Below are 12,187 nucleotides of genomic sequence, written 5' to 3'. Positions count from 1 at the left end.
TTATTTCACGCTAACAAACTCAGGGTAAGCATCAACACCACAGTCATGTGAGTCCATACCTTCCAATTCTTCTTCTTCTGTTACGCGAATACCAACCGTTACCTTTAATACACCCCATACAGCAAGGCTTGCAGCAAACACCCAACCGAAGATAACCGCTGCGCCAAATAACTGCGTCATAAAGCTTGCATCAGCATTGCTAAATGGCACAACCATTAAGCCAAATAGACCACATACACCGTGTACTGAAATCGCACCTACTGGATCATCAATCTTCACTTTATCTAGCGCAATAATACTAAACACAACTAATGCACCTGCAACCACACCAATAATTACCGCAGCAACTGGTGATGGTGATAATGGATCTGCCGTGATAGCCACCAGGCCGGCTAACGCACCGTTTAATACCATAGTTAAATCAGCTTTACCCCATGTTGTTTTACATACCGCTAGCGCTGCAATGGCACCAGCGGCAGCTGCGGCATTAGTATTTAAGAAGATTTGACCAACAGCTGTTGCGTTTTCAAAGTCAGATACCATTAACTGTGAACCACCGTTGAAACCAAACCAACCAAACCACAGAATAAATGTACCTAATGTTGCAAGTGGCATGTTTGAACCCGGAATTGGGTAAATCTCGCCGTTTTTACCGTATTTTCCTTTACGTGCACCCAATAGTAATACACCTGCTAGTGCTGCTGCTGCACCTGCCATATGTACAATACCAGAACCTGCAAAGTCGCTAAAGCCCGCTTCTGATAGGAAACCACCGCCCCATGTCCAGTAGCCTTCTACAGGATAAATAACGGCAGTTAGTACCACAGAGAAAATAAGGAATGACCATAATTTCATACGCTCTGCTACCGCACCAGAAACAACAGACATTGCAGTCGCAACGAAGACAACTTGGAAAAAGAAGTCAGATTCTAAAGAGTGATCAGCGCCTTCAGCTTGCGTACCAATTAATGCTCCAAATGAGGGTAACCAACCACCCGCACTGTTATCGACATACATAATGTTGTAACCAACCAGTAGGTACATGGTACAAGCGATAGCATATAAACAAATATTTTTAGTTAAAATTTCAGTGGTGTTTTTCGAACGAACAAGACCTGCTTCTAACATCGCAAAACCTGCTGCCATCCACATCACTAATGCGCCAGAGATCAAAAAGAAAAAGGTGTCTAGCGCATAACGCAATTCTATTACTGTTGTTGATAATTCCATGGTCGTCTTCCCCTAATAACCCAATTCATCAATTCTTTTATTGTTATGAACTACAGTGCTTCTGTGTCCACTTCACCAGTACGAATACGTACTGCATGCTCAAGATCGTAAACAAAAATTTTGCCATCACCGATTTTCCCGGTTTGTGCGGCATTGCTGATGGCTTCAACAATGGCATCCAAATTCTGAGCTTGTGTCGCAATTTCAATTTTTACCTTAGGTAAAAAATCAACTTGATATTCAGCACCACGGTAAAGCTCGGTATGCCCCTTCTGTCGGCCAAATCCTTTGACTTCCGAGACAGTCATACCTTCTACACCAACATCGGCTAATGCTTCGCGTACGTCGTCCAATTTAAATGGCTTAATAATGGCGTTAATAATCTTCATTGCTTGCTCCTCAAATACCCAATCCTTGATGTTTACACTTACTTAACAAACAAGCATTGTGCCAATTTTTATTTCACAATAAATTCAATTAGTTAAGATATTACGGGATAATAAATGAAAAAAGGCCGCACCATAACAGTGCAGCCTTCTCACTAACATGAAGCATAAAAACGCCTCAAATCAATTCTATTTTTAAATTTCAATTAGAACATTAAAAACGAGCAATAAAAGTACGCCAACCTTCTAACACTTGCTCAAGATCTTCAAATCCACATACTGAAAGACTTTCTTCATCATAAAAATGAAAATCCTCTTCAAAGTCTTCCTCTTCTTCTGAAAACAAACAGTTAGCTTGAACTAAGGCTTCATTATCTTGCAATAATAGGGTTAATTCTTCTCCCACTAAACGCCATTCTTGGCTACTGTTTTTCATTGCACTAAGTTGATCCATGATGAGATCGAGCTTCTCGGTATCCTTACCTATTTCTTCAATAATCCAACGACCTAATACTTCATGGCCCATGGAAAAAATAGCGTGATAAGTACCGTCCAAGGTATTTTTTTTAAATTCGTAGTCCATACCTTTCGTTCCTCAGAGATGATCTTCTTGCTTTAATAAGCTGATAAAATACAGCTCATACGCTTGCCGCCCATTGTCAGGATCTACTCAAGAAATGCAACTCAATACCACAAGTAGTAGCAAATCGTGGTACACAATGACGTAACCATGACAAAAATGACCATCTTCCTTCTCTTCGTTTAATAGGCTCATCATGATGAAAATTATTATTGCCCCAGATTCTTACAAAGAAAGCCTAACAGCAATGGAAGTGGCAACCGCGATTGAAAACGGTTTTCGCCAAGTATTACCAAACGCAGAATACATTAAATTACCGATGGCTGATGGCGGTGAAGGCACAGTACAATCATTGGTGGATGCTAGTAGCGGGCGCATTATTGAGTGCACAGTAACAGGACCGTTAGGTGAACAAGTGAATGGCTTCTTCGGCTTAATGGGTGATGGAAAAACCGCCATTATTGAAATGGCTGCCGCATCGGGTTTACATCTTGTTGGTCCAGAGCAGCGAAACCCCATGTTGACCACCAGCTTTGGTACTGGTGAATTAATTCTAGCAGCATTAGATAAAGAGATTGAACACATCATCGTTGGTATTGGTGGTAGCGCGACTAACGATGGTGGCATAGGCATGGCACAAGCACTGGGTGTACGTTTGCTCGATGAAAATAATAAACAAATTAGCTATGGCGGCGGCGCATTAGCTCGCTTACACCATATTGATATTAGTGATATCGACCCTCGTCTTGCTAAGGTCAAATTAGAAGTTGCCTGCGATGTAGATAGCCCACTATGTGGTGACAAAGGTGCATCTCAGGTATTTGGTCCACAGAAAGGTGCAACGCCTGAGATGATAACCCAGCTCGATGATAACCTTGCTCATTACGCCAAGATCATAAAACGTGATTTAGGTACTGATGTAAAAGACATGGCTGGTGCAGGGGCGGCTGGCGGTATGGGTGCTGCTTTACTTGGACTATTTAACGCACAGTTACGTCCAGGTATTGAGATTGTCATGGATGCGGTCAATTTAGCAGATGTATTAAAAGATGCTGATTTAGTGATCACTGGTGAAGGGCGTATTGATAGCCAAACGATTTACGGTAAAACCCCGATTGGTGTTGCACGTACCGCCAAGCGTTTTAACAAACCTGTCATTGGCATTGCGGGATGTTTATCTTATGACTGTGATGTCGTTCATGAGCACGGTATTGATGCGGTATTCAGTGTCGTACCACGCTCGGTAAGTTTAGCTGAAGCACTAGCAGAAGCTGCAATTAACGTTGAGATCACAGCACGTAATGTCGCAGCGATTTACACCTTAGATCGCTAATAGAAACTTTCCATACCAACAAAAAATGCCTCGAACATTCGAGGCATTTTTATTATTTAATCAATAACTAAGCTGGTTGTTGAATGATCACTTCATCCGCTTTCTTAGTGTAATCTTCCATACGGTGGAAGTTTAAGTAACGGTAAGTATCCGCCGCTGTTGCATCAATTTGTTTCGCGTATTCTAGGTATTCTTCCTTAGTTGGAATACGACCTAAAATAGCACCAACTGCAGCAAGTTCAGCTGAAGATAGGTAAACATTCGCACCTGTACCCAAACGGTTCGGGAAGTTTCGGGTTGATGTCGACATCACTGTCGCCTTATCTGCAACACGTGCTTGGTTACCCATACACAGTGAACATCCCGGAGTTTCAATACGAACCCCAGCACGACCAAAGATCCCGTAGTAGCCTTCTTCCGTTAGCTGATCTTTATCCATCTTCGTTGGTGGAGCGACCCACAAACGTGTATCTAGCTGACCACCAAATTTCTCTAGCAGTTTACCTGCTGCACGGAAGTGGCCAATGTTCGTCATACATGAACCGATAAACACTTCATCAATTTGTGTACCTTGAACGTCCGACAGTAAACGCGCATCATCCGGATCATTTGGCGCACATAGAATTGGCTGATTGATATCTGCCAAGTCAATTTCAATCACGTGTGCGTATTCAGCATCATTGTCTGCCGTCATTAGCTCTGGATTTGCTAACCACTCTTCCATCGCGGTAATACGACGCTCAATGGTACGACGATCGCCGTAACCTTCAGAAATCATCCACTTCAGCATCACGATGTTTGAGTTTAAGTATTCTGCAATCGACTCTTCAGAAAGCTTAACCGTACAACCTGCCGCACTACGCTCTGCTGATGCATCTGATAGCTCAAATGCTTGCTCAACTGTTAGGTGCTCAACACCTTCGATCTCCAGTACACGACCAGAGAATTCGTTGATCTTACCTGCTTTCTCAACCGTCAGTAGACCTTGCTGAATCGCATAGTATGGGATCGCATGGACAAGATCACGTAACGTGATCCCTTCTTGCATCTCACCTTTAAAGCGAACCAGAATTGATTCAGGCATATCTAATGGCATCACACCGGTTGCCGCAGCAAAAGCGACAAGACCAGAGCCTGCTGGGAATGAAATACCTAATGGGAAACGGGTATGTGAGTCACCACCTGTACCAACGGTATCAGGCAGTAGCATACGGTTTAGCCATGAGTGAATAACACCATCACCAGGACGAAGTGATACACCACCACGGTTCATGATGAAATCAGGTAATGTGTGGTGAGTGTTAACATCAATCGGTTTTGGATAAGCCGAGGTATGACAGAACGACTGCATCGTAAGTTCAGCAGAGAAACCAAGACACGCTAAGTCTTTCAATTCATCACGAGTCATAGGACCTGTGGTATCTTGCGAACCTACCGTAGTCATCTTAGGCTCACAGTAAGTGCCTGGGCGAACGCCTTCAACACCACACGCTTTACCTACCATCTTCTGCGCTAAGGTATAACCTTTACCGCTATCTTCAACCGCAACAGGGCGACGGAAAATATCCGATGATGGTAAACCAAGTGATTGACGCGCACGATCGGTTAGGCCACGACCAATAATCAATGGAATACGACCACCCGCACGCACTTCATCAATCAACACATCTGTTTTTAGCTCAAAAGTAGAAACTAGCTCATCGCTTTCGTGACGACGAACTTCACCTTTGAATGGGTACACATCAATCACATCACCCATCGCAAGTTGAGTCACATCAACTTCAATCGGTAGTGCGCCTGCATCTTCCATCGTATTAAAGAAGATAGGAGCGATCTTGCCACCTAAAACATAACCACCCGCACGCTTGTTCGGTACATAAGGGATATCATCACCCATGAACCAAAGTACGGAGTTAGTTGCAGACTTACGAGAAGAGCCAGTACCTACAACATCACCAACATAAACAAGCTGGTGACCTTTTTCTTTTAACGCTTCGATTTGCTTGATTGGACCAACAGAGCCTTGTTGATCAGGAACGATACCTTCACGTTCATTTTTCAGCATCGCAAGTGCGTGAAGTGGAATATCTGGACGAGACCACGCATCAGGTGCTGGTGATAAGTCATCGGTATTGGTCTCACCTGTAACTTTAAATACAGTCAGGGTGATTTTTTCAGCCAATGCTGGTTTAGATAGGAACCACTCTGCATCAGCCCATGATTGTAGAACTTGCTGAGCAAATGCATTACCTGCTTTGGCTTTTTCTTCTACATCATAGAACGCATCAAACATTAATAGCGTATGTGACAATGTTTTAACAGCAATCGGAGCAAGCTCTGCATCATCAAGCAATGCAATTAATGGCTCAATATTGTAACCACCTTGCATGGTGCCTAATAACTCTGCGGCTTTTTCTTTACTTACAATAGGTGATTGCGCTTCACCTTTAGTGATAGCAGCAAGGAAACCTGCTTTAACATAAGCGGCTTCATCAACGCCTGGGGGAATACGATTTTCTAGTAGATCCAGCAGAACACTTTCTTCGCCTGCTGGCGGATTTTTTAGTAACTCAACAAGAGCGGCAACCTGTTCAGCATCCAATGGTTTAGCAACAACCCCTTCAGCAGCACGCTCTTCGACGTGTTTACGGTAGGCTTCAAGCACGACATATTCCTCATATTACGGTCTGGCACTATAGGCCAAACATCCTTGGAAGTGAGTGATCTCCAGATTCTTATAATCATGTTTTGCTGAGCATTGTCAGAGCCAAAACCCTTTAGGAGAGACCAAAACTGGGCAGCATTATACCATTTTTAACGTAAACTTAAAAACTACTGCTTTTTTACAACATTCACACTTTAGAAAAATTCTTTACTCATAATGTGTAAAGCAATCCTCAATATTTATAACGCATAAAACAAAAGTCGCTTGTTTCATATTGGCTTTATTTCCTCTTTTTTAGCTACAGGTCATATTTAGTGACATAAATCACTAAAGTTTTGTAACAAAATTGCAGATACATAACGGCGTATTTTCATTTCATTGATCAGTATTGCGTTGTCACGTTATGCATGGTCTGTTCACTTGCTCATAAATATAAGCCGTTTTATGAATTACAAACATTTAAGTATCAAATCTAAACTGATCATCGCGATAACGATGGCTGTTCTCGCCTCTACCACTCTCGTCAGTGTACTCAGTCAAAACCAAGTTCGTGCTGCGATCACCACCCGTATATTAGATCTCGAATTACCCGCAATTTTGTTGCAAATACGTAACAACGTAGAAAAAGAAGTTATCCAACTTCAATCTGCATCCGAGCAACTGGCAAATAACAGCTATGTTGTCGATAGCGTATTAAATAACAAAGCACCACAAGATAAGGCGCGTTTGGTTCAAGAACTACAAAATATAAAGAATCAATACAACCTACTCGATGTCTCTATTGCTAACCGAAATAACGGTGACTATTGGAATCAAAATGGTTTTCTTCGTCAGTTAACACCTCAACAGGATAGTTGGTTTTTTGATGCTGTACGCAGTAATCAAGCTCGTAGCTTAAGTATTTTTCGTGAGAATAATGGCGAGGTAAAACTGTTTGTTAACTATCAACAACCCAATGGTGACACATTGGCAGGGCTATCTAAGTCACTTGATGAGATGGCGAACTTCATTAGCCAATTTAAAATAGAACAAACAGGGTTTGTTTATTTAGTCGATAGTAAAGGGACAGTTAAGATCCACCGCGATAATAATAAGATGCTAAATCACAACTCAATCTCCACCTTATTTGATTCAAATATCGCATCAAAACTATTAAACAAACAAAGCTTTAGCGTAGTGGAAGCGACGAATAATCAACAAGATGTGTTCTTAGCAGCCAGCTATATTCCAGCAATGGATTGGTACGTTATTGGTGAACTACCAAAACAGGAAGCGTTTGCAGCTCTTACCACTATTCGTAATCAAGTTATTCTCTTTACCTGTCTAATTGCAGCCATTTTCATTGTTATTGCGATTTTCCTTGCTAGTAGCATTACTCGCCCTATTCAACAACTCGCGGCTATGTTTAAAGATCTGGGTGAAGGTGATGGCGATTTACGTCACCGCTTAACTGTGGAAGGAAATGATGAGATTGCACAATTATCATCAGGGTTTAATGGCTTCATTGGTAAGATCCATCACTCAGTAACAGAAGTCGCTGAAACCGGAAATTCACTGCGCCAAGCTGCAGAATCTGTCGCTCACCAAGCTCAACTGACACTGGATAATAGTCATAGCCAGCGTGATAGAACCCTTCAAGTTGTCGCTGCAATTAATGAAATGGGAGCGACGGTTAATGAAATCGCCAGCAATGCTGCCCTAGCTGCTGAATCAACTCAACAAGCAGAGCAACAAACCCATGATGGTCAAACCGTTGTTGGTGAAGCACGTAATACCATAAATCAACTGTCATCAGATATTAGCCAAGTTAGCGATGTCATTGACTCACTGGCAAGTAATACCCAGTCAATTGGTAGTATTTTAGATGTGATCCGTGGGATCTCAGAGCAAACTAACTTACTTGCCCTTAATGCCGCTATTGAAGCCGCGCGTGCTGGCGAGCAAGGTCGAGGGTTTGCGGTCGTCGCCGATGAAGTACGTAATCTTGCTAGTCGTACTGCCGATTCTACCGACGAGATCCAAACGATGATCAACCGCTTACAACAAGAAGCATCCAATGCTGTGGTTGCGATGGAGCAAAGCCGTCAGTTGTCTGAAAATGGTGTCTCAGCCTCAGATCAAGCCTCTGTCGCTTTAGTGTCGATTTCTGAGCGCATTAGTTTAATTGCTGATATGAATACCCAAGTGGCTACTGCGACAGAAGAGCAATCAACCGTGGTACAAGATATCAATTGTAATATCGAAGAGATTAATGAAACCACTCAGCTAACCGCAGAAACAGCCGCGCAATTAGCCGATTCCAGCCAAGCATTACGTCAACTATCACAACGTCTTGATGATATGGTCGGTACGTTTAAGTTGTAACCTGAAATTGAATGTTAGCATTGCTAAACAGCAGACAACAAAAAAGCGCCCTTAGGCGCTTTTTTATTATCATAACAAGTAGTAATTACTTCTTACGCTTTACCGCTTTTGCATTTGGAAGGTCAGTGATAGAGCCTTCAAATACTTCAGCAGCAAGACCTACTGATTCGTGTAGTGTTGGGTGAGCGTGGATAGTTAATGCGATATCTTCAGCATCACAACCCATCTCGATCGCTAGACCGATTTCACCTAGTAGTTCACCACCGTTAGTACCTACGATAGCACCACCGATCACACGGTGCGTGTCTTTGTCGAAGATCATCTTCGTCATACCGTCAGCACAATCAGATGCGATAGCACGGCCTGATGCAGCCCATGGGAATGTAGCAACTTCGTAGTTGATACCTTCTGCTTTCGCTTCTTTCTCAGTCTTACCAACCCACGCAACTTCTGGCTCAGTGTACGCAATTGAAGGAATAACTTTAGGATCGAAGTAGTGCTTCTTACCAGAAATAACTTCAGCCGCTACGTGACCTTCATGCACACCTTTGTGAGCCAACATTGGTTGACCAACAACATCACCAATCGCGTGAATGTGAGCAACGTTAGTGCGCATTTGCTTATCAACGTTAATAAAGCCACGCTCATCAACATTGATACCCGCTTTTTCAGCGTCAATTAGCTTACCGTTTGGCACACGACCGATAGCAACAAGAACTGCATCGTAACGAACAGGCTCAGCAGGTGCTTTTTTGCCTTCCATCGTTACATAAATACCGTCTTCTTTTGCTTCAACAGCTGTTACTTTTGTTTCAAGCATCAGGTTGAATTTCTTCGCGATACGCTTAGTAAATACTTTAACGATATCTTTATCCGCAGCTGGGATCACTTGATCGAACATCTCAACAACGTCGATTTGAGAACCTAGCGCGTGGTAAACCGTACCCATTTCAAGACCGATGATACCGCCGCCCATAACAAGTAACTTCTCAGGTACTTCTTTAAGCTCTAGCGCATCTGTTGAATCCCAAATACGTGGGTCTTCATGCGGGATGAATGGTAGTTCGATTGGGCGAGAGCCCGCCGCGATAATCGCGTTATCAAAGTTAACCGTTGTTGGGCCATCAGCGCCTTCAACAACAATGCTGTTAGGACCAGTAAACTTACCGTAACCATTAACAACATTTACTTTACGCATCTTAGCCATACCGCCAAGACCGCCAGTTAACTGAGTAATTACTTTGTCTTTCCACAGACGGATCTTGTTGATGTCTGTTTGTGGTTCACCAAAAACAACGCCGTGCTCAGCCATTGCTTTTGCTTCTTCGATAACTTTCGCTACGTGAAGTAATGCTTTTGATGGGATACAACCCACGTTAAGACATACACCACCTAGTGTGTTGAATTTTTCAATTAGAACCGTATCTAGACCTAAGTCAGCGCAACGGAATGCAGCAGAGTAACCAGCAGGGCCTGAACCCAACACCACTACCTGGGCTTTAATTTCTTTACTCATTATGACCTCGTTGTAAGTCTTATATCCCTAACAAGCTATCAGGTAACTTTTACGTATTTGTATACGTTTATCTTTCAGATGGACAACAAGTCTACAGACCTGTTAACAAGGTGAAAAATAAATTACCGCAGCCTGTGAGCTACACAACAATTCCATGCCTACGCATTGTAGGCATGGCGTTGTGGATGTGAAACCTTAAAGTACTAAACGACGGATGTCTGATAGACAGCCATTTAGGTAAGTGATGAAGCGCGCACCTTCAGCACCATCAATCACACGGTGATCGTATGATAGTGATAATGGAAGTTGTAGACGCGGTTCGAACTCTTTACCGTTCCATACTGGTTTCATTTCAGACTTAGATACACCTAGGATACCTACTTCTGGTGCGTTCACGATTGGTGTGAATGCAGTACCACCTAAGCCACCAAGGCTAGAGATAGTGAAACAGCCACCTTGCATATCAGATGCAGTTAGCTTACCAGCACGTGCTTTCTTAGAAATAGCCATTAGCTCTTCTGAAAGCTCGTAGATACCTTTCTTGTTCACATCTTTAAATACAGGAACAACTAGACCGTTTGGCGTATCTACTGCGATACCGATGTTCACGTATTTCTTCAGGATCAAGCTCTCGCCATCGTCAGATAGAGAAGAGTTGAATGAAGGGAATGCTTCAAGTGCTTTAGCAGCCGCTTTCATGATGAACACAAGTGGCGTGATCTTCATACCAGTATCTTTCTTCGCTTCGATAGCATTCTGCTCTTTACGGAATGCTTCAAGTGCTGTGATATCTGCGTTATCCCACTGTGTAACGTGAGGGATCATTACCCAGTTACGGTGTAGGTTAGCGCCAGAGATCTTCTTAATGCGAGAAAGTGGCTTAACTTCAGTTTCACCAAACTTGCTGAAATCAACTTTCGGCCAAGGTAGTAGACCAAGCGCCGCACCGTCGCCTTTACCTGACGCAGAAGCTGCTGCACCAGACTCAAGACGCTTAAGTGCATCTTTAACGAAGTTTTGTACGTCTTCTTTAAGAACGCGGTTCTTACGGCCAGTACCTTTAACTTTCGCAAGGTTAACACCGAACTCACGCGCTAGACGACGAACAACCGGTGATGCGTGTGCGTATTCGTTGTTTTCAACGAAATCACCTGTTGCAGCAGGCGCTTCAGCTTTTGCTGGAGCCGCCGCAGGTGCTGCTGCAGGAGCAGGCGCTGCCGCTTGAGCTACAGGAGCCGCTGCAGGTGCTGCACCAGCCACTTCAAATACCATGATTAGTGAGCCAGTAGAAACCTTATCGCCTTCTGCGATCTTGATTTCTTTAACTGTACCAGCGAATGGTGCAGGCACTTCCATAGAAGCCTTGTCACCTTCAACAGTGATTAGCGATTGCTCTTCTTCCACTGTATCGCCAACAGATACCATGATTTCAGTAACTTCTACTTCGTCGCCACCGATATCTGGAACGTTAACTTCTTTCGCTGCAGATGCCGCAGGTGCTGCTGCAGGAACAGGCGCTGCCGCTTGAGCAACAGGTGCTGCTGCAGGAGCAGAACCAGCCACCGGAGTGCCGGCCACTTCAAATACCATGATTAAAGAACCAGTAGAAACCTTGTCGCCTTCTACGATTTTGATTTCTTTAACTGTACCAGCGAATGGCGCAGGCACTTCCATAGAAGCCTTGTCACCTTCAACAGTAATTAGAGATTGCTCTTCTTCTACTGTATCGCCAACAGATACCATGATTTCAGTACATTCAACTTCATCACCACCGATATCTGGAACATGAACTTCTTTCAGTTCAGCCGCTGCTGCTGGAGCTGGAGCAGCAGGCGCTGCTTCAGCCGCAGGAGCAGGTGCAGCGTCAGCTGCACCCTCGGCTTCGAAAATCATGATTAGAGAACCAGTAGAAACCGTGTCGCCTTCAGCAACTTTGATTTCTTTAACGATACCCGCTTGAGAAGCAGGAACTTCCATTGAAGCTTTATCGCCTTCAACAGTGATCAGTGATTGCTCTTCTTCAACCTTGTCGCCAACGCTAACAAGAATCTCAGTTACTTCAACCTCATCCGCACCGATGTCTGGTACATTAATTTCGATTGCCATTTTTAAT

General features: G+C 43.5%; 8 protein-coding genes. 2 read left to right on the top strand and 6 right to left on the bottom strand.

Annotated features, from left to right (window positions below):
• The 3 genes from I3259_RS02325 to I3259_RS02315 form a co-directional block, all read right to left on the bottom strand.
• The gene (locus I3259_RS02325; RefSeq protein WP_238028139.1) at positions 1–1,230 is read right to left on the bottom strand and encodes an ammonium transporter; all 1,230 of its coding nucleotides are present in this window, start codon (positions 1,228–1,230) and stop codon (positions 1–3) included.
• Positions 1,231–1,280: 50 nt separating this feature from the next.
• Positions 1,281–1,619 (bottom strand): P-II family nitrogen regulator, encoded by a 339-nt coding sequence (locus tag I3259_RS02320; protein ID WP_008987933.1) that lies wholly within the window; start codon positions 1,617–1,619, stop codon positions 1,281–1,283.
• Positions 1,620–1,830: 211 nt separating this feature from the next.
• Entirely contained in the window at positions 1,831–2,199 is a 369-nt protein-coding gene (locus I3259_RS02315; protein ID WP_005371287.1) for a YacL family protein, read from the bottom strand.
• A gap of 196 nt (positions 2,200–2,395) precedes the next feature.
• Between I3259_RS02315 and I3259_RS02310 the strand changes: the two genes are divergently transcribed.
• Complete coding sequence (locus tag I3259_RS02310) at positions 2,396–3,529, top strand: glycerate kinase (RefSeq protein ID WP_238028163.1); 1,134 nt, start codon at positions 2,396–2,398, stop codon at positions 3,527–3,529.
• Positions 3,530–3,596: 67 nt separating this feature from the next.
• Here the strand turns inward: I3259_RS02310 and acnB are convergent, their stop codons facing one another.
• Positions 3,597–6,194 carry a bifunctional aconitate hydratase 2/2-methylisocitrate dehydratase gene (acnB, locus tag I3259_RS02305; protein WP_238028138.1) on the bottom strand — a complete coding sequence of 866 codons (2,598 nt, stop codon included), beginning with the start codon at positions 6,192–6,194 and terminating at the stop codon, positions 3,597–3,599.
• Between the two features lie 444 nt (positions 6,195–6,638).
• Here acnB and I3259_RS02300 point away from each other — a divergent pair, with 444 nt between their 5' ends.
• Entirely contained in the window at positions 6,639–8,558 is a 1,920-nt protein-coding gene (locus I3259_RS02300) for a methyl-accepting chemotaxis protein (RefSeq protein WP_238028137.1), read from the top strand.
• A gap of 85 nt (positions 8,559–8,643) precedes the next feature.
• On the opposite strand, the gene lpdA is transcribed toward I3259_RS02300, so the two are convergent.
• Together lpdA and aceF are read right to left on the bottom strand one after the other, a co-directional pair.
• Positions 8,644–10,074, bottom strand: coding sequence for a dihydrolipoyl dehydrogenase (gene lpdA, locus I3259_RS02295; RefSeq protein WP_005371283.1), 1,431 nt, complete (start codon positions 10,072–10,074; stop codon positions 8,644–8,646).
• A 195-nt stretch (positions 10,075–10,269) separates the two neighbouring features.
• Entirely contained in the window at positions 10,270–12,180 is a 1,911-nt protein-coding gene (gene aceF / locus I3259_RS02290) for a pyruvate dehydrogenase complex dihydrolipoyllysine-residue acetyltransferase (RefSeq protein WP_238028136.1), read from the bottom strand.
• Between the last annotated feature and the right edge of the window lie 7 nt (positions 12,181–12,187).

This window comes from Photobacterium sp. Ph5, assembly GCF_022129445.1.
Classification (GTDB): domain Bacteria; phylum Pseudomonadota; class Gammaproteobacteria; order Enterobacterales; family Vibrionaceae; genus Photobacterium.
This window is presented reverse-complemented; position numbering and strand designations above follow the sequence as displayed.